Origin of the sequence: Sphingobacterium sp. MYb388 (assembly GCF_037479535.1) — a bacterium.
Lineage (GTDB): Bacteria > Bacteroidota > Bacteroidia > Sphingobacteriales > Sphingobacteriaceae > Sphingobacterium > Sphingobacterium anhuiense.
This window is the reverse complement of record NZ_JBBGYV010000002.1, coordinates 1-20079: the sequence shown is the minus strand read 5'-3', so window position 1 is coordinate 20079 and position 20079 is coordinate 1. Positions and strand designations below refer to the sequence as shown.

16 protein-coding genes are annotated in these 20079 nt (G+C 35.0%); 9 read left to right on the top strand and 7 right to left on the bottom strand.

Annotated features, from left to right (window positions below):
• Window positions 1-167 precede the first annotated feature (167 nt).
• Both WH188_RS06005 and rlmF read left to right on the top strand, forming a co-directional pair.
• Window positions 168-2114, top strand: coding sequence for a KUP/HAK/KT family potassium transporter (locus tag WH188_RS06005; protein ID WP_132771007.1), 1947 nt, complete (start codon window positions 168-170; stop codon window positions 2112-2114).
• Between the two features lie 139 nt (window positions 2115-2253).
• Window positions 2254-3165 carry a 23S rRNA (adenine(1618)-N(6))-methyltransferase RlmF gene (rlmF, locus tag WH188_RS06000; protein ID WP_168127091.1) on the top strand — a complete coding sequence of 304 codons (912 nt, stop codon included), beginning with the start codon at window positions 2254-2256 and terminating at the stop codon, window positions 3163-3165.
• A gap of 63 nt (window positions 3166-3228) precedes the next feature.
• Here rlmF and WH188_RS05995 read toward each other — a convergent pair whose 3' ends face one another.
• Together WH188_RS05995 and WH188_RS05990 are read right to left on the bottom strand one after the other, a co-directional pair.
• A complete protein-coding gene (locus tag WH188_RS05995) occupies window positions 3229-4923 on the bottom strand; it encodes an amino acid permease (RefSeq protein ID WP_132771009.1) in 1695 nt (564 codons plus the stop codon).
• 80 nt (window positions 4924-5003) lie between these two features.
• Window positions 5004-5687, bottom strand: coding sequence for an ACP phosphodiesterase (locus WH188_RS05990; RefSeq protein ID WP_132771010.1), 684 nt, complete (start codon window positions 5685-5687; stop codon window positions 5004-5006).
• A gap of 112 nt (window positions 5688-5799) precedes the next feature.
• On the opposite strand from WH188_RS05990, the gene tyrS reads away from it, so the two are divergent.
• Window positions 5800-7083 carry a tyrosine--tRNA ligase gene (gene tyrS, locus WH188_RS05985; protein ID WP_132771011.1) on the top strand — a complete coding sequence of 428 codons (1284 nt, stop codon included), beginning with the start codon at window positions 5800-5802 and terminating at the stop codon, window positions 7081-7083.
• A 117-nt stretch (window positions 7084-7200) separates the two neighbouring features.
• Window positions 7201-8175, top strand: coding sequence for an energy transducer TonB (locus tag WH188_RS05980; RefSeq protein ID WP_168127090.1), 975 nt, complete (start codon window positions 7201-7203; stop codon window positions 8173-8175).
• A gap of 71 nt (window positions 8176-8246) precedes the next feature.
• Here WH188_RS05980 and WH188_RS05975 read toward each other — a convergent pair whose 3' ends face one another.
• Window positions 8247-8945 (bottom strand): DUF4397 domain-containing protein, encoded by a 699-nt coding sequence (locus WH188_RS05975; RefSeq protein ID WP_339423528.1) that lies wholly within the window; start codon window positions 8943-8945, stop codon window positions 8247-8249.
• 154 nt (window positions 8946-9099) lie between these two features.
• On the opposite strand from WH188_RS05975, the gene WH188_RS05970 reads away from it, so the two are divergent.
• Both WH188_RS05970 and WH188_RS05965 read left to right on the top strand, forming a co-directional pair.
• Window positions 9100-11787: an FtsK/SpoIIIE family DNA translocase gene (locus WH188_RS05970; protein WP_168127088.1), complete on the top strand. Its 2688-nt coding sequence runs from the start codon at window positions 9100-9102 to the stop codon at window positions 11785-11787.
• A 3-nt stretch (window positions 11788-11790) separates the two neighbouring features.
• Window positions 11791-12447 (top strand): LolA family protein, encoded by a 657-nt coding sequence (locus WH188_RS05965; RefSeq protein ID WP_168127087.1) that lies wholly within the window; start codon window positions 11791-11793, stop codon window positions 12445-12447.
• Between the two features lie 53 nt (window positions 12448-12500).
• Here the strand turns inward: WH188_RS05965 and WH188_RS05960 are convergent, their stop codons facing one another.
• The gene (locus tag WH188_RS05960) at window positions 12501-13307 is read right to left on the bottom strand and encodes a lytic transglycosylase domain-containing protein (RefSeq protein WP_168127086.1); all 807 of its coding nucleotides are present in this window, start codon (window positions 13305-13307) and stop codon (window positions 12501-12503) included.
• Window positions 13308-13553: 246 nt separating this feature from the next.
• Here WH188_RS05960 and WH188_RS05955 point away from each other — a divergent pair, with 246 nt between their 5' ends.
• Both WH188_RS05955 and WH188_RS05950 read left to right on the top strand, forming a co-directional pair.
• Window positions 13554-15182 (top strand): pseudouridine synthase, encoded by a 1629-nt coding sequence (locus WH188_RS05955; RefSeq protein ID WP_168127085.1) that lies wholly within the window; start codon window positions 13554-13556, stop codon window positions 15180-15182.
• Window positions 15183-15286: 104 nt separating this feature from the next.
• A complete protein-coding gene (locus WH188_RS05950) occupies window positions 15287-15757 on the top strand; it encodes a nucleoside triphosphate pyrophosphohydrolase family protein (protein ID WP_168127084.1) in 471 nt (156 codons plus the stop codon).
• A gap of 32 nt (window positions 15758-15789) precedes the next feature.
• Here the strand turns inward: WH188_RS05950 and WH188_RS05945 are convergent, their stop codons facing one another.
• Entirely contained in the window at window positions 15790-16737 is a 948-nt protein-coding gene (locus WH188_RS05945) for a TIGR01212 family radical SAM protein (RefSeq protein WP_168127083.1), read from the bottom strand.
• A 114-nt stretch (window positions 16738-16851) separates the two neighbouring features.
• Between WH188_RS05945 and WH188_RS05940 the strand changes: the two genes are divergently transcribed.
• Window positions 16852-17877 (top strand): LacI family DNA-binding transcriptional regulator, encoded by a 1026-nt coding sequence (locus WH188_RS05940; RefSeq protein ID WP_168127082.1) that lies wholly within the window; start codon window positions 16852-16854, stop codon window positions 17875-17877.
• Window positions 17878-17938: 61 nt separating this feature from the next.
• On the opposite strand, the gene WH188_RS05935 is transcribed toward WH188_RS05940, so the two are convergent.
• Both WH188_RS05935 and WH188_RS05930 read right to left on the bottom strand, forming a co-directional pair.
• Entirely contained in the window at window positions 17939-18142 is a 204-nt protein-coding gene (locus tag WH188_RS05935; protein WP_168127081.1) for a hypothetical protein, read from the bottom strand.
• Window positions 18143-18453: 311 nt separating this feature from the next.
• Window positions 18454-19995 (bottom strand): sulfatase family protein, encoded by a 1542-nt coding sequence (locus tag WH188_RS05930; protein ID WP_168127080.1) that lies wholly within the window; start codon window positions 19993-19995, stop codon window positions 18454-18456.
• Window positions 19996-20079: the final 84 nt, after the last annotated feature.

The following is a 20079-nucleotide window of genomic DNA, read 5'->3' as shown; positions in this document are numbered from 1 at the left end:
TTAGATATTATTAACTTATATTGAATAAAAATTTGCCATTTAACAATTTTTAACAAGATTTGCCGTTGTCAAACTAATTGCTAAAATTTGGCACGAGTTTTTCTATTGCAACGAACCTTCATATTCGTGTTAAAATGAAGGTTTTTTTACTTAAATCAAATAAAAAAATGACGACTAGTCATCAAAGTACCGCACAAAAAGTAAGTCTTGCTGGTCTACTAATTAGTTTAGGGATCATATTTGGAGATATTGGTACCTCTCCACTTTACGTTTTCAAAGCCATTATGAACAAAGGTGTCATTGACAAAGACCTTGTTCTGGGTGGATTATCATGTGTCTTCTGGACAGTTACCTTACAAACAACTGTTAAGTATGTCCTGATTACCCTTCAGGCAGACAACAAAGGTGAAGGAGGAATTCTCTCTCTTTTTTCATTGGTACGTAAAAGAGCACCTTGGTTGATTTTTCCAGCAATGATCGGTGCAGCTACTCTCCTTGCAGATGGCATGATTACACCTGCCATCACCATCTCTTCGGCGATTGAAGGATTAGACATTAAGTATCCGGGTCTACCAACAATTCCAATTGTGGTAACAATTATTACCTTATTATTTGCTATCCAACGCTTTGGAACATCGGTAGTTGGTAAAATCTTTGGTCCACTGATGTTCGTTTGGTTTTCTACCATCGGAGTATTAGGTATTAGTAATATTCATCTTGAATATGAAGTATTAAAGGCGCTTAATCCTTATTATGCTATTAAACTACTCATAGCATATCCGAATGCCCTTTTCATCATTGGTGCTGTATTCCTATGTACAACAGGAGCAGAAGCTCTCTATTCTGATATGGGACATTGTGGTAAAGGAAACATCCGCATCAGCTGGATTTTCGTAAAACTAACACTCGTATTGAACTACTTTGGTCAAGGTGCTTGGTTATTGACACAAGAAGGCAAAGTACTAGGAGAAAATAATCCTTTTTATGCCATCATGCCACATTGGTTTCTTGGTTACGGTATTGCGATTGCAACCATGGCTGCAGTAATCGCCAGTCAAGCCATGATCTCAGGGTCATATACCCTTATTTCGGAAGCTGTACGCTTAAATATATGGCCGAAGGTTGCTATTCGCTATCCAAGTGATCATAAAGGCCAATTATATGTTCCTTCCATCAATCTAATTTTGTGGGCTGGATGTATGCTGATCATTAAAATTTTTGGAGAATCTAGTAATATGGAAGCCGCCTATGGTTTGGCCATCAACTTGACATTCTTAACGACAACAATTTTGATGACTTTCTTTCTTGCAGCTAAAAAAGTCAATAAATATTTCATTGCATTATTTACAGGCTTCTATTTAATATTAGAATTGATGTTTCTAGTCGGAAATGGTGTAAAAATTGCGCATGGAGGATGGCTTACATTATTATTAGCATCGCTTCTATTTCTCATTATGTACGCTTGGTGGAGTGCCAGACGTATTAAAAACAGATTTGTTAACTTCATCAATATCGATAAGTACTATCCGATCATTTCAGAATTGAGCGAAGACAAGTCTGTACCTCCATACGCTTCACATTTAGTGTATCTAACAAGTGCAAACTTCAAATCAGAAATTGAATCCAAAATAATTTATTCGATATTAAATAAAAAACCAAAACGTGCCGACGTGTACTGGTTGGTTCACGTTGATGTTATGGATCATCCCCACACACGTGAGTATACAATCGATCAATTAATTCCTGGAAAACTAATTCGTATAGATTTCAAACTAGGCTTTAGGGAGGAGCAACGTATCAGTTTGCTATTCCGCAAAGTAGTGGAAGATATGGTGCAAAAAGGTGAAATTGATATTACCAGCCAGTACGATACTTTAAAGAAACACAAAATCCCAGGAGATTTTAAATTTGTTGTATTAGAAAAAGTACTCTCAAAAGGAAATCAATTAAGTTGGTCCGAACGTATTATCATGGAGATATATGGTTATCTTAAAAAATTAAGTCTATCCGAAGAAAAAGGATTTGGTTTAGATGCTAGTTTTGTAACTATAGAACGCGTACCACTAAGTTTACCGCAAACAACAACCATAGATTTAAAGCGGAAAAACAACTGATAGTATCCTGTTTATACCATAAGCCTCCAAGAAGTTAAACACAGCTTGGAGGTTTTTTTATTGAGCATTTACCACCAGCTATTTTTTATTTCAGCGATCTCTTAAAATAAAAGCTTATTTTTGCATCAAATACAACATTATGGCAGGAACAGCAACAACTCCCACAAAAAAACTTCACCCTAGAAATAAACATCTTGATGCATACGATTTTGCGAAATTAATCAAAGTCGTTCCTGAACTCAAACCATTCATTTTTGTTAACGATTACCGAACAAAAACAATAGATTTTACAAATCCAGAAGCAGTAAGACATTTAAATAAAGCATTGCTTCAGCAATACTATAACATTCAATATTGGGATATTCCTAAAGAGAACCTTTGCCCTCCTATTCCAGGGCGGGCAGACTACATTCATTACGTTGCTGACATATTAGCGAAAGGCAACAATAATGAAATTCCAAAAGGAAAACAAGTTAAAATCCTTGATATCGGAGTTGGCGCAAATTGTATCTACCCAATTGTCGGTCATCACGAATACGGTTGGTCATTTGTAGGTTCAGAAATTGTAAAGAAAGCGTACAAAAATGCCATTGAAATCGTTCGGTTAAATCCAGAACTTAAAAACAATGTGCAGATTAGATTACAGAATAACCCCAAAGCTATCTTCAAGGATATCATTCTCGAAAATGAAAAATATGATATGGTGATCTGTAACCCACCATTCTTTTCCTCTCAATTAGAAGCATTGGCACAAGCAGACCGCAAAATAAAAAGTTTAAAGCCCGCTGAGCAAGAAAATATCGTTCAAAGTTTTGCAGGTCAAGGAAGCGAACTGTGGTGCGATGGTGGCGAAAAAGCTTTTATCGGACGAATGATTTTTGAAAGCCAATTTTATAAAGATCAAGTAAAATGGTTTTCGACATTGGTAGCTCACCGCGAAGATATCAGAGGTTTACAACACAAGCTTAAAAAGCTGAATGTAACCGAAATGGAAGTCATCCGAATGGAACAGGGAAATAAAGTTGGCAGAATCCTTCTCTGGAGATTCTAGCAGATATAAAAAAAGCTCTAAACAATGTTTAGAGCTTTTTTTTATCTAGTAGCATGATGCACGTTAAGAAATACTTTCTTTATTTAATTTCGAGTGCTTATATCCATAAAGGAAATAAATAACTAATCCACCAATAAGCCAAATAATAAAGATAATCCAGTTACTCGCTCCCAATTCTGTCATTAAATAAAGATTAATCAAAATACCAGTTACCGGCAATAAAGAGAAATTCATTTTAAAACTATAAATGCTAAGTCCTAACCAGGTTAACCAAAAAATAATGATCAACACCTTATGTTCGATTATCTCCATAAAAGTCAGGTTCTTCCATTCTAATAGGATTGCCTGTCCATAAATCCACATCAAAACAATAGCACCCAGTAAGCCTAGACCAACTAAATATTTACCATTTACATAAGGAACTCTAAATTTTGACTTTTCAGATAATCCAGAATAATCCATATAAAGAACACCCGCACATACCATAATAAAGGCAAAGAAAGTACCTACACTTGTTAAATCGACAAAAAAATCCATCTTAAAAAACAATGATGGAACTCCCACAACGATACCTGTTACTATAGTTGCATAAGAAGGGGTTCTATATTTAGGATGTATACGTGCAAAGCGTTTAGACATCAGCCCATCCCGGCTCATCGTCATCCAGATTCTCGGTTGCGCCAATTGGTACACCAATAATGCACTTGTAATCGCAATTACGGAAGTAACCGATATAACACCAGCCATATAATCAAACCCAACATACTTAAACACAAAAGCTAAAGGATCTTTTACATTCAACTCCGTGTAATTAACCATACCAGTTAATACGAGGGTTATAGCGACATATAAGACCGTACAGATTACCAAACACCAGATCATAGCCTTAGGTAAATCACGTTGCGGGTTCTTACATTCCTCTGCAGTCGTTGAAATCGAATCAAAACCAATAAAAGCAAAAAACACAGCCGCAACACTTCCCATAACACCGTGCATTCCGTTTGGAGCAAAAGGTGTCCAGTTTTCCGGTTTCACATAAAAGATACCCCCAAAAATTACAGCCAATATAATCCCGACTTTGATCATAACCATGATCGCACTAGCACGTTGTGATTCTTTAATCCCAATATAGACTAAAGCAGTAACTAGTACAGTAATAATACCTGCAGGGAGATCAAAGATGATTGGTACTCCTCCGATTCGCGGAGCGCTTAAATAAGCTTCTAATCCCTGCTTATCTGCTGCCGTCAATGCATTTGCACCGTGCTCAGCAAGCTTTTGTGATGCGTCCAATGCATAGCCAGGAGCCATCGATAACCAAGCGGGTATATGTATCCCAAACCCTTCCAGCATTGAAGCAAAATACTGAGACCAGGAAATTGCAATTACGGTGTTAGAAACGGCATATTCCAAAACTAAAGCCCATCCGATAATCCAAGCAAATAATTCCCCAAAGGCAACATATGCGTAAGTATAAGCACTTCCCGAAACTGGAACTGTACTGGCAAACTGAGCATAAGACAAAGCCGTAAAAACACAGGCAAAAGCTGTAAAAATAAACAGAAGTGAAACCGCAGGTCCCCCTTCATAGCTTGCTAGGCCGATTGTGCTGAAAATTCCTGCACCGACAATAGCCGCAATACCTAGTGAAACCAAATCTCTTACACCGAGTACCTTTGCAAGTCCTGAACCCTCACCATGTTGCGAGTCGTAGATAATCTGATCAACACTTTTCTTACGAAAAAGTCTTTTAAACATGTAGTTTATGTTAATATGTTAAGTAATTTGCTACGAAAATAAAAAAAAATAATACGGATAATAGTAATGCATCACAAATACTATTCAAAATCTATCATTTCATAATGAATATATTGATAGATGTCATGAAAATCCTTCATATTTTCTTTTACATAAAGGCTTAATTTACTGCTTACCGATAAAACTTGATCTTCATGAACATCAAAAGACCATAAACGTTTACAAATCTGAAATAACGCACGGGTAACCTGTGCCAGATCCGTATATTCATAAATGTACTGAGAGGCAATAAATCTATCAAAAAAAGTATCAAACTTCGCGACATCCTTTAGTTCACTAGTAACTAGAAAAGATCTTAAAGAGTTACGGTCTACCCGCTCAAGGGCGGTATAAAACTTAGCAATAGAAACAGCTTTATGTTCAATTAAAAGATGATCTAATAACAGTTCTAGTGCGATATGCGCAAAAAAAGAAGGCCTAATCGGAAGTCCGATCAATTCATTCTTGACAGATTCTTTGATCTCATGTGTATGGTGGAAAAAGTAATCCGAATTGTGGAACAGACGGTCAACTTCAATATGCCCATTCCACCCTTTAAGTAATTCAGATTGTAACGGCTTGGCTCCTATCTGATCTTCAAAATTATTGGGTTTGAGGATAAAAGCCTTATCGGCATTTTTCAATAGATCAGGTAATAAGCTACCAACAACTCTTTCAGGAGTCGTCGCAAAACGTTCAAAATAAAAGTGTGATAAAAAATTCATAACAGCATTTTTATACCTACCGTAGTCATTTAACGAGAAATATTCACTCAATATACAGCTTAATCTCTTATATTTGTGGCTTATATTAAAAATTTTTAACCCATTTTACACAATGAGCTTTGTAGAAGAATTACGCTGGAGAGGCATGCTTCAAGACATTATGCCCGGAACTGAGGACTTACTAAATAAAGAAAAGGTATCTGGTTATATTGGTTTTGATCCAACAGGAGACTCTTTACACGTAGGTCACTTGACACAAATCATGACGTTGATACACTTCCAAAATGCAGGACACAAGCCTGTTGCTTTGGTTGGTGGTGCAACAGGAATGATTGGAGACCCTTCATTCAAATCTGCAGAACGTAACTTATTGGACGAACACACATTAAATCACAATGTGAATTGTTTGAAAACTCAGTTAGGTAAATTCCTTGCATTTGGAGAAGGTGAAAATGATGCCAAAATGGTTAACAATTACGATTGGTTTAAAGATTTCAAATTTTTAGATTTTATTCGTGATGTTGGTAAATTAATTACTGTTAACTATATGATGTCTAAAGATTCTGTAAAAAAACGTTTGGAAGGTGAAAACGGCCTTTCGTTTACAGAATTCTCGTACCAATTGATTCAAGGATATGACTTCTATTATCTATGGAAACATCACAACTGTAAAGTACAAATGGGAGGTTCCGATCAGTGGGGAAATATCGTAACGGGTACAGAATTTATCCGTCGCCAAGATCAAGGGACTGCTTTTGCTATCACAACACAGTTAATTAAAAAAGCTGATGGCCAAAAATTTGGTAAAACTGAATCCGGAGCGGTATGGTTAGATCCTAAGAAAACATCACCATACAAATATTACCAGTTCTGGTTAAATACTTCGGACGATGATGCTAAAAATTGGATTAAGATCTTTACTTTAAAATCTAAAGAAGAACTTGATAACATCATTGCCGAGCACGATGCAGCTCCACATACAAGAGCAGTACAAAAAGCCTTAGCAAAAGACATTACTATTCGTACACACTCGGAAGAAGCATATGAAACAGCAATCAAAACTTCTGATTTCTTATTCGGCAATGGTACGCTTGAATTCTTAAATGGATTAGATCATGAAGCTATTTTAGATGTATTCGAAGGTATTCCGCAATTCAATGTTTCACCAGAAACTTTGAGCAGTGGTATTAACATATTAGATCTACTAGCAGTCAACACACAGGTATTCCCTTCTAAAGGTGAAGCGCGTAAAATGCTACAAGGTGGTGGTGTGTCAATCAACCGCGAAAAAGCGACAGATATTGAACAAGTAATCAATGCTTCTCACTTGATTAATGATAAATATATCATTGCACAAAGAGGAAAGAAAAACTACTATTTAATTATTGCTGAATAAACTTTTTTAATTACATAAAATAAAAATGACCGACTTGATCGGTCATTTTTATTTTATGAACTTTTACTATCTTTACACTTTAAAAAAAATTACATATCCAAACAGACATTAAGTTAGATGAGAAAAATCGCATTAATAAGCCTGCTGTATCTTATAACGTGTACTTTTAGTTATGCACAAGTAAACATTCAAACACTTTATACAAAAAATAACGAAGTAACAAAAGAGTTAGATAAAGCATATTATGTACGTCTTGTCAGCATTCCAGATCAAAATACAAAAGATACCTTAGTTGAAGAATTTTATCTTTCTAATAATGCACTCAAATTGCAAGGAAAAGTAACCAATATCTCCGGAACAAAATTTAAAGGTAAGAAATACGAAATGTTTGAAAATGGGAATCTCAAATCAGAGCAGATGTATTCAAATTATTCAGAACAGATCGATACGGCATTCTACTATCATCAAAATGGTAAAATAAAATCTATTCTATATTATCCCTTTGCGATCGATAAAAAAGGTAAATATAAAATTGAAGAAACACTTTATTTAGCCTACGCAGATTCAACAGGAAAGATCCTGCTAAAAGATGGCAATGGTTTCGCCGTATCAGATAACTCCTATAGTTACGAAGAAGGTAACTATGTCAATCACAAAAAACAAGGTGATTGGAAGGGGCACTTTAATGGAAAGCGATATACCTTTACAGAAACTTTCATAGAAGGGAAACTGATTTCAGGCATTACCACAGATTCAATAGGCAATAAAACACCTTATGATTCAATTACAGGCTGGAAAGAACCTACTTATCCAGGAGGTATTAGAGCACTGATGAGCTTCATCGGTCAAAATTATAATTATCCTACGCAAGCACTGCGTGCTGGTGTACACGGTGTAGTAGAGATCGAATTCGTTATCGATAAAAGTGGAGAACCCCGCGATTTTAAACTTAAAAGAGATATAGGCTATGGAGCCGGTGAAGCTGGAATCAGAGTCGCTAAAAAGATGAAAAAATGGGAACCAGGGCGACAAAGAGGTATACCGGTCAATGTCAAATATTTACTTCCCATTCGTTTAAATTCAGCAAGATAAATAAAAAGCCTGTTCTTTTCAGAACAGGCTTAGTTATTATAATCAACCACAATTATAACCAGATCTTCTACTTATTTATGCTTAACGATTTGGAAGCTATATTTTTTATTGGTATCGCTACTTGACTTCAAACCTGCGGCATAAATGGTATAAACTTCCTTATCTTCAGGTTTAAAATCTCCCAACAGTTCAGTCATACCAACACCATTTATTTTCAGTTTATATACATCAGCAATTTTAATATTCTTAAAAGGAGCCAATTCTTTATAAGCTTTATCTTTAACAGCTAAACTATCAACATCATTTAATGTAAGCGTCAACTTAGATGCTTCAGGACTCAAATTCATAAATCTAAATTTTGCATATCCTGTTTTCAAAGTTCCAAAATCATCTTCAGTAGCCAATACATCAACTTTATCTTTACCGATCACATAGAGGCTGTAAAATTTGCCTGGAGTAAAATCTACTTTTTTACTCACTAGTGCTGTATCACCAGGAGTTGATTTCGGATCAAATACCCGCACGAGTCTACTACCAGGATACGCATTTTTATAACTCAAAACGCGATTAAAGGAGAAAACACCCTCCCAGTTATTATTCAATTTATTCTGGTCGAGACCAATATCTAATCCTTCAGATCCAGGTACAGCATTCACAGCAGACACAGCCGAGATTTCCACATAAGCGTAATCATCATCCAGCTTATTACATGAATTTAATGTCAGCATAAAAACCATTTTACTGATTCCAAAAAATAATGCTTTTTTCATTTTCATTTTTTATTTACAACAAAATTCAACGATCGTCTCATTAAAAAACGTATGTTAGAAACAAAATGCTACAAGAAAAAATAAAAGGTTTAGTAAGCCAATTAAATTTCCTCCTAAATACTTAAGTTTGTATGAAGGATAACTGTGAAAATTCATGTCAAATAAAGGAAATACATTTAGACCATCTAGCGCTAATACAACATTTAAAAGGAGTCAGAAAAAAGAAGCTCCCAATAATAAGAAAGTAGAAAATAAAGAAGAAGCTCCCGCTAGAGACTTATCAGAACTGCAACAAAAATTAATTAAAATTTTAGGGGCTTTCCTGATACTATGTGCGATATTATTGGGGATAGCTTTTGTTTCATATTTATTCACCTGGTCTGAAGATCAAAGCTATATTGCAACCAATAATGGTGGTTGGGGCGTAGTGATGAATACAGCGGAAGAAATTGACAATCCCGATATCGAACTACCTGTAGTACAAAATAGATTGGGAAAATATGGTGCATTGTTTGCAAACCAATTTATTTACAATTGGTTCGGCATTGCGTCCTTCCTCTTTGTACTGGTCTTCTTTGTAATCGGATATAAATTATTGTACAAAAAATCAATATTACCAGTTTACCGTACCATTATATACTCTTTTATCGCGATCGTATTTATATCTGTTACATTAGGTTTCTTGCATAGCTTCATTACAAAAGTGCCTCACATTTTAGAAGGTAAGTTTGGTTTCTGGACTAATAAATTATTAGAAGCTCAAATTGGAACAGTTGGTGTTGCCGGAATTTTAATCTTTGCCTATTTGACGACATTGATACTGGTATATAACCTAGATCTAAAATTTAGTATTTTTGACTCGCGTAAAAAACAAGATGAGGAAGATGAAAATTTTGATACGGAAGAAGAAGAAACAAACTACACAAACTCCATCCGTACAACAGAACCATCAGTATCTGAACCATTAATTAATAGAAGGGAAACCTATACACCTGCACCTAGTCTGAATGACAGATTTCAATCGAGTAGAAATGCTGATATTCAATTAAATGAAGAATTCACTCCTCCTCATAAAGAAATCATTTTACCTGTTTCGGAAATAAAACCTGAGAACAAAGTGCTCATCCCATTCGAAATCGAAGAACCAACTCCAGCGGATGAGGATACGAATATAATGAATGAAAATACCGTTTCATTTACGGTAGACGAACCTCTTCAAATAGATCCTATTGTAGAAGAAAAGCCGGTACAAAGTCATGAATTAGAAGTAGAATCACCTAAAGAAGAAAAGACGATTACGGCTAATGATCTAGTTGCACAATTCGGTCAGTATGATCCTAAATTAGATTTATCAGGATATCAACATCCAACCTTAGATCTATTAAAAGATTATGGAACTGGAAAAATCACGATCAACCAGCAAGAGCTGGAGGCCAACAAAAATAAAATTGTTGACACCTTACGTAATTATAATATTGAGATTGAACATATCAAGGCTACAATCGGTCCTACGGTAACATTATATGAAATCATTCCTAAACCTGGAGTACGTATTTCAAAAATTAAAAATCTAGAAGACGATATTGCACTGAGTTTAGCGGCTTTAGGTATCCGTATTATTGCTCCGATGCCGGGAAAAGGAACTATTGGTATCGAGGTTCCTAATAGCAATCCTGAAATGGTTTCCATGAAATCAATTATTGCAACAGAAAAATTCCAAAAGACGGATATGGACTTGCCAATCGCCTTAGGGAAGACAATTTCGAATGAAGTTTATATTGCCGATTTAGCTAAAATGCCCCACTTACTGGTAGCCGGTGCTACAGGACAAGGTAAATCCGTAGGTATCAATGCGATCTTAACATCGCTACTGTACAAGAAACATCCTGCAGAATTAAAGTTTGTATTGGTCGATCCAAAAAAAGTAGAGCTTTCTTTATTCAAAAAAATAGAGCGACACTTTCTCGCGAAATTACCAGGAGAAGAAGATGCTATTATCACAGATACAAAGAAGGTTATCAACACATTAAACTCCCTTTGTATTGAAATGGATCAACGTTATGACTTGCTAAAAAATGGACAAGTACGTAATTTGAAAGAATATAATGCAAAATTTGTCAATCGCAGATTAAACCCTGAGGAGGGTCATCGATTCTTACCCTTTATAGTTCTTATTGTAGATGAGTTTGCCGATCTGATGATGACAGCTGGTAAAGAAGTTGAAACACCCATTGCACGTTTAGCACAATTAGCACGTGCGGTTGGTATTCACTTGGTAATTGCCACCCAACGTCCTTCGGTCAATATCATTACAGGTACGATTAAAGCCAATTTCCCGGCACGTTTGGCATTCCGCGTATTATCTAAAGTAGATTCACGTACTATTTTAGATTCAGGAGGTGCAGATCAATTAATTGGTCGTGGAGATATGCTTTTATCAACAGGTAGTGACTTGATTCGTATTCAATGTGCATTTGTAGATACTCCAGAAGTCGAAATGATTTCTGACTTTATCGGAGGTCAACGTGGATATCCATCCGCATTTATGCTACCTGAATATGTTGATGAAAGTGGCGATGGTTCAGGTTCTACAGATTTTGATTTCTCAGATAGAGATCAATTATTCGAAGAAGCGGCACGCCTAATTGTTATGCATCAACAGGGGTCAACATCACTCATCCAGCGTAAATTAAAGCTGGGGTACAATAGAGCTGGGAGAATAATTGATCAGTTAGAGTCTGCAGGAATCGTTGGTCCTTTTGAAGGAAGCAAGGCCCGTGAAGTACTCTATCCCGATGAATATTCTTTAGAACAGTTTTTAGAAACATTAAGGAAGGATTAAAAGATGAAAAAAACAATGGGCATCATGCTAGGTTTCATAACCTTAGCAGTCGCAACTCCAGCACTGGCACAACAAGATGCTGCTGCAAAAAAAATATTGACAGAAGTCAGTAAAAAGTATGATAGTTATCAAACGGTACAAGCAAAGTTTTCATTTTCAGCAATTCAGGGTTCAAATAAATCTGCCTACACCGACGCAGGGACACTCTATTTAGATAAGAAAAACAATAGATATCATATTACGATGAATAGTCAAGAAATGATATCAGATGCAAAGAGCTTATATACTATTTTGAAAGAAGAAAAAGAAGTTCAGATTGCAGCAATAGAGAATAGCACAGATGCAATAGATCCCAGTAATATTTTTAGCTTTTATAAAACCGGATTTAAATATAACTTGATTGCAAATGAAAAAGCTGGAAACACACTTTTAAATGTCGTTCATTTAACACCAACTGATAGTAAAAAGAACTATTCTAAGATAAAACTCCGCATCAATAGAGCAACAAAACTGATATATGATGCGACTATCTATGATAAAAACGGTGGTCAATACAGTTACACGATTAAGAGTCAGGTTCCCAATAAGAATTTGGATAACAGTTTATTTAGCTTTAACAAAAGCAAATACAGCGGTTATGAAATTGTAGACCTAAGATAGGTAGAACAGACACTAGAAAAAAAGGCTTGAATTATATAATTCAAGCCTTTTTCTTATAACATATTCTCATTTGGATCTTTCTGATCCGATCGGTTCGCATAGCGCGTATAACCATGTTTTTCAGGATTCTCGATAATCTCTTTCATCGAAATCAACTTATAGACATAAGAACCAGTTTCATTATTCAACTTTAAATTGTAATAACTATCCTCTTTCTGGCGTCTAATAGAACCCTTTAAACTTCCTCCACCTACATTATAAGCAGCAGCTACAAGAGTCCAGTTTCCAAACTGCTTATAAAGTGATTTAATGTACTTAGCGGCGGCATGAGTAGACTTCGTCAAATCTCGTCTCTCATCAACATTTCCATTCACTTTCAATCCATAAAGTCTAGCAGTTGCAGGCATAAACTGCCAGTAGCCACCAGCCCCTTTAGAAGAAACGACTCCTCGATCCAATCCACTTTCTACCAATGGAACGTACTTAAAGTCTTCAGGAATACCGTAGGATGCTAAAATCTTCTCAATCTGCGGCAGATAGGCCTCTGCTTTTTTATGTAGACTGTAAGAGCCTCTCTTTTTGAAAGAGAAGTTTTTAAAATATCGCAACAACTTGCTTTCAACATGTGGCCGATTTATCGGCAACGTATCATTGGCAAATGTCAACGAACTCAAATAATGATTATTATCATTATTTTCATTTTTCTCCTTTTCATCTTCCCCATTAGAAAGATTACTTGGCGCTTTCACAGTAATGATCTTATCATCACCTGCAGCAATTGTGTTTGGGTTTGAGTACAATTTTGACAACACTAACGCCGACAAAATCAGACTACAACATAATACTTTTTTTCTAAACATTCACTCCCTTAATGCTACCCTATCCACGATAAAATCGATCAAAAAATAGCTTGGTACAAATTCAAGGCTACAAAGATAAAGACTATTTACTTAAAAAACAAACACTTAACCTTTTCAAGGTTTAAACATGTTTCAAGCTTGATTTTTTTGTAACTTTTCATCCCTCAAAAAAAAAATTAAATTTATTTCTAGAAAAAAAGAAAATTATGGGTAAATTTGCCGTTCACATTATTTTATAGTAATAAGATGCCATTCAGCAATAAAAGGAACAGTCGTGATGACAAGTCCAAAAACTCAAGAAGTACCTCAGAAAACTTCAAACCAAGAGGCGATCGTTCAAAGGATGATAGATCCTCTAATTTCAAAGAAAACAAAAGACCGAGAAGTTCATCATTCGGCAATAAAGATAACACAGACAGACCATATAATAACGACAAAAAATCTTTTGGAGGTGATAGACCTTTCAAAAAATTTGATGGCGAAAACTCCGATAGAAAAAGAAGCTTTGACAAACCCTTCAATAAAGAAGGTAAATCTTTTGGCGGTGACAGACCTTTCAGAAAAGAGGGTGATAGCTCCGACAGAAAAAGAAGCTTTGACAAACCTTTTAACAAAGAAGGTAGATCTTTTGGTGGTGATAGACCTTTCAGAAAAGAGGGTGATAGCTCCGACAGAAAAAGAAGCTTTGACAAACCTTTCAACAAAGAAGGCAGATCTTTTGGTGGTGATAGACCTTTCAGAAAAGAAGGCGAAAGTTCCGACAGAAAAAGAAGCTTTGACAAACCTTTCAACAAAGAAGGCAGATCTTTTGGTGGTGATAGACCGTTCAGAAAAGAAGGTGAAAGTTCCGACAGAAAAAGAACTTTTGACAAACCTTTCAACAAAGAAGGTAGATCTTTTGGCGGTGAGAGACCTTTCAGAAAAGAAGGTGATAGCTCCGACAGAAAAAGAACTTTTGACAAACCTTTTAACAAAGAAGGCAAATCTTTTCAAAAATCTGATGGTGATCAAACTGACTTTAAACGTCCAGCTAGAGACAAATCAGATAGACAATATAAATCTTCTTATAAAAAATTCAATAATGACGAAGATCGTAAAGAGGGTTCTACTGAAAGAAGATCAACAGAAAGACCTCAACGTTCAAAATCTTCTCAAAATGACGGCCTAATTCGTTTAAATCGTTATATCGCTAATTCTGGAGTATGTTCTAGAAGAAAAGCAGATGAATTAATCGCAGCTGGCGTTGTTAGTGTTAATGGTGAAGCCGTTACTGAATTAGGTGCTAAAGTAGATCCAGCTAAAGACGACGTTAAATATAATGGTGAGCGTTTGAAACGTGAAAAAATGGTTTATGTCCTATTAAATAAACCTAAAGATTACATTACTACTACCGAAGATCCTCAGGAGCGTCACACAGTAATGGAATTAGTTTCAAAAGCTACTAAAGAACGTATCTATCCAGTAGGTCGTTTAGATAGAAATACAACTGGTTTATTATTAATGACAAACGATGGTAATTTAGCTGAAAAACTTTCGCACCCTCGTAATAACATCAGTAAAATCTACAACGTAGAATTGAATAAAAGCTTAACACAAGGTGATTTTAATAAAATTGTTTTCGGTCTTGAACTGGAAGATGGTTTTGTAAAACCTGATGATTTAAGCTACGTAACTGGCGGAAGTAAAAGAGAAGTTGGTGTTCAGATCCATAGTGGTAAAAATCGCATCGTAAGACGTATTTTTGAATCGTTAGGATATGAAGTAGTAAAACTAGACCGTGTTGTATATGCTAACTTGACTAAAAAGGATTTACCAAGAGGTCGTTGGAGATACATTGAAGAGCGCGAGCTAGTTCAATTGAAACATTTAATTTAATATTTACTCCTTTATATAGAAAGCAGCTTCACAGCTGCTTTTTTTATTTGACTCAATTTTTAAATTAGATTATATTGCATAATTTAGTAAAAATAAAATATAACATGACTGATCCAAAAACATTAACATCCGTAGCCGAATTTCATAAAGTTTTCCAGCATCCGATATTAGAAAAACCAACAATCCCAAGTGAAAAACGCAGTGCATTACGTGTATCTCTTATTGCTGAAGAATTAAAAGAGTTGGAAGAAGCTATCCAAAACAATGATCTTGTAGAAGTAGCAGATGCATTATGTGATATACAGTATGTGTTAGCAGGTGCTGTACTTGAATTTGGTTTAAAAGACAAATTTAATGAGCTATTCGAAGAAGTGCAACGTTCAAACATGAGTAAAGCCTGTCAATCCATTGAAGAGGCTGAAGCAACAATAGCACATTACAAAAATTCAAAAGGTGTCGATAGTTACTATAAAGAAGTAGATGGTCTATTCTTAGTATTCAGAACAGAAGATAACAAAACATTAAAATCGATCAATTACTCTCCGGCCGATTTAAAATCAATCATAGAAAAATAAAAAAAGGTTGCTATAATTATAGCAACCTTTTTTTATCCTATATATTTCGAGCCTTGTATGGCCTCTTTACGTTCCAAAGCCTTATCTATGTACGTTTGAATAGCTGATTTCTTCATTCCCCAATTTGGAGCAATCAGTAAATCTTGATCTGCCAACCCAAATAATCGTTGAATAACAATATCCGGTCGCAATAGTGGAATAAATTCTGCTAGAAAGTCACAATATTCATCAATGGAGAAAACATGAAAAGGTTCACGCTTGTACTGAACGCCCATGATCGATCCTTCAACAATATGCAGATGATGTAACTTCACAAATTTAATCTGCGGGTGTTTATTTATTTCATCAGCATATCTTAACATCATTTCATGCGATTCCCAAGGGAAACCAAAAATTGTATGTACACATATTTCCAATGGACTATTTTCAACTAATTTAAGTGCTTTTTGTAATTCATCATGAGAACAACCACGATTAATTCTATCCAGAGTTTCATCATAAATTGATTCCATTCCCATTTCCAGGTCAACATCATAACGATCACAATAACTTTCTAACAAAGCTACCTTTTCAAAATCAATACAATCTGGTCTAGTTCCAACAGAAAGACCAACAGTATCTTCAGGACAAACTGCTAAAGCCTCATCATACATCGCCTTCAAAAAATGTGCAGGGGCATAAGTATTCGTATTGGGTTGAAAATAGATAATGAATTTATCAGCACGATACCCTTCTCGCGCTCTTTTGATACCTTCTTCCACCTGTTCACGAATTGTAGGCAATTTACGTGCAGATTCGGGAGTAAATGAATCTACATTACAATATGAACAACCACCATACCCCTTACTTCCATCACGATTAGGACAAGTAAAATTCCCATCCACAATGACTTTATATACGCGTTGACCATTATATTTCTTTTTCAAGTAAGATCCATAATGATTATATGGCTTTTGTCCTATATCTAATAATGTACTCATAAATACAAAGATAGAAAGATTTCATAGGATTTAATTATTGGAAACACATTATGTCCCTTACAATGATCGAATCTTTACACAATTTAGTATCTTTATAAGTTATATTAGGAAATTATGAAAAGATTAACTCTTAAAGATATCGCAAAAGCGCTAAACTTATCAGCTCCCACCATTTCCAAAGCCTTATCCGATAGTTACGAAATAAATAAAGAAACAAAAGAGAAGATCATTGCTTATGCCCATAAACATAATTACCAATATAATGCATTAGCTAGAAGTTTAAAAACCGGTAAAACCAATATTATAGGAGTTATTGTTTCGACTATCAGTAATTCATTCTTTTCACAAATATTGGAAGGAATAGAAGAGTCCTCGCTTTTTCAGAAATACAATATCATTATTATGCAAAGTCGAGAAAGCCCTGCAGTAGAAAAAAAATGTATTGATATTCTATATTCTAAAGGCGTTGATGGTATATTAATTTCCCCTGTATCAGATAGTGCTAACTTAAGTTATTTACAACAACTACATAATAGCAACTGTCCTATTGTTATCTTCGATCGTATCAATAATAATTTACAAACCTTCAAAATAGGAATTGATAATAAAAAAGCGGCACAAAAAGCAACGCAAGAACTTATTGATAGAAACTACAGCAATATACTGCACATTACAGGAGTTGCTAATGGTGTTACAAATGAAAGACTTCTAGGTTTCCAGGAGGCCTTAAAACAAAATAACATCCCATTTGATGACAAAAAATTACTGAGATGCGATCTATCACAAATTCAAATCGTTGAAGAGCAAATCCTAAATAAATTAGAAGAATTAAAAAATGACAATAAAAGTCCTGATGCCATTTTTACTGCTACAGACTTATTGACAAATCGTACAATAGGTTTATTAGCACAACAAAAAATTAAAATTCCATCGGAAATTGCCCTTATTGGATTTTCAAATACGAATTATGCCTTTTCTTTTAATCCACCATTGACCTGCATTTCTCAACCAGCTACAAGAATAGGAAAATTAGCTTTTGAAAAAATGATTCATATCCTAGAATTTCGATTAAAAAAGAGAGAAATTGTCTACGAAACGATAGAACTAGATGCAGAGATTACCATTAGAGAATCTATCTAAGCAGTCAGAAATGATCATTATATCATAACATAATAAGGGGATTATATATCCCCTTATTATGTTAATGTCCACCTCTATTTCTTCCATTACCTTTATGGTGCTTGTTATGCCCCTTCTTGTAATTTTTATTATGTCCTTTCTTATGGTGACCGTGATGATGCCCCCGTTGAGGTCTATGACCATGATCATGATAATATCCTACACAAGAACTAACAGACAGCAATAACATTAACCCTCCCAAAAAAATTGCAAATTTTGCCTTCATAAATAACCTATTCTTTTCAGAAAATAGCCAAATACTATACCAAAAGAGTCCATAGATAAAAATTACAGCTGTTTTATCTCATAACAGCCTGTTTATAAAGTAGTTTATACAACAAATAAATCTGACATAATAAATTACAACTAAATAGGAGATCAGATTAACCTTAATAATTGGATGAACTAATCAACCAGCAAAAGCCATATATGCTGTCATAGTTATAATCTTGGCAAAATAAATCCGATATAGGAATTCTAAAAGTACCATACATATCCCTAAAAAGTCAATACAAGTACAAAAAAAAGGTAGATGTTTTATTTACTCATTATCTCTGCAGCAAGATCATCCTTGTATTCTTTAATTGATATTGCCAGATCCTTTTTTAATGCAATTAATAGTTCGCTATTTTCAACCTCACTATAAATATTATTCAATTCTTGAGGATCTTTCTCAAGATCGTAAAGTTCCCAAAAATCTTGTTCTCCATAAAAACGAATCAACTTAAACTTTGTAGTTCTGATACCAAAATGTGGCATCACACGATGAGGTTGTGGATATTCATAATAATGATAATAAATTCGATCGCGCCAAGATACTTCATCATTTTTTAAAAGATCAAAAAAAGATTTTCCTTGAATTTCTTTTGAAGCAGGAGCATCTGCCATCGCTAACAATGTGGGAGCCCAATCAATATTCAAAACAGGCTGTTCAATGACTGTACCCGCTTTGATAACCCTAGGATAGCGGATCATAAAAGGAGTTCTCAAAGATTCTTCATATATGAAGCGCTTATCAAACCATCCATGTTCGCCTAAATAAAACCCTTGGTCCGAACCATAAATAACAATCGTATTTTCAGCCAAACCATTGTCATCCAAGAAATTCAAAATCTTTCCGATATTACGATCCAACGCCTTAGCTGTAGAGAAGTAATCGCGCATGTAACGTTGAAATTTCCACTCTGCGAGCTTCTTACCGGTTAGTTTTCTATCATTGAATTCTTTACTTATCCGATCATCGTAATAAGCACGGTAAGCATTACGTTGTTCGCTATCCAATCGGCTATAAATCCAGTCGGTTTCATAATCAACATTTACTTTCAGATCAAAGCCCAGTTTCATTGTTCCTGAAATACTCATATCCTGATGAGCTGCAGCTTTCCTATTCTCATAAGTATCGTAGAAAGTTGACGGAACTGGAAAAGTAACATCATCATATGCTCCGAGATCTTCTAATGCAGGCAACCACTCGCGATGTGTGGCTTTCTCACCAATTACAAGAAAAAATGGTTTATCCTTATCTCTTTTTTCTATCCAGTCCTTTGAAAGGTCTGTAATAATATCTGTGACATAACCTTTATGATTAACCGTATCATTCGTCTGTGTAATAAAATCTGGATTAAAATAATGACCTTGATCAGGAAGAATAGTCCAATAACTGAATGCGTCCTGAGGTAATGTTTCCAGATGCCATTTTCCTATCCATGCAGTTTGATATCCAGATTCAGCTAAAGATCTGGAGAAAATAAACTGATTAATATTAAATTTTTTGTCATTTGAAATAAAACCATTCACATGACTATATTTACCCGTTAATAGCGCTGCTCGACTGGGACCACAAATAGAATTGGTTACAAAAAAATTATTAAATAAAGCACCTTCATTAGCGATCCGGTCAATATTAGGAGTTTTTGCTAATTTATTGCCATATACACCGATTGCTTTATTCGTATGATCATCTGACAAGATAAAAATAATATTCGGCTTCTTATGTTTCACATCCTGAGCTGGACTAGCATATGAAAACCATATGGGTATAAATAATGCGAAGAGTTTATAAAAAGTAGGTTGTGACATATTGATCAAAATTATTCTTAAAGATAAGATAATCTTGATAAAAAAGGTCTAAACACAAAAAAGCCTCTGCTGTATAGCAAAGGC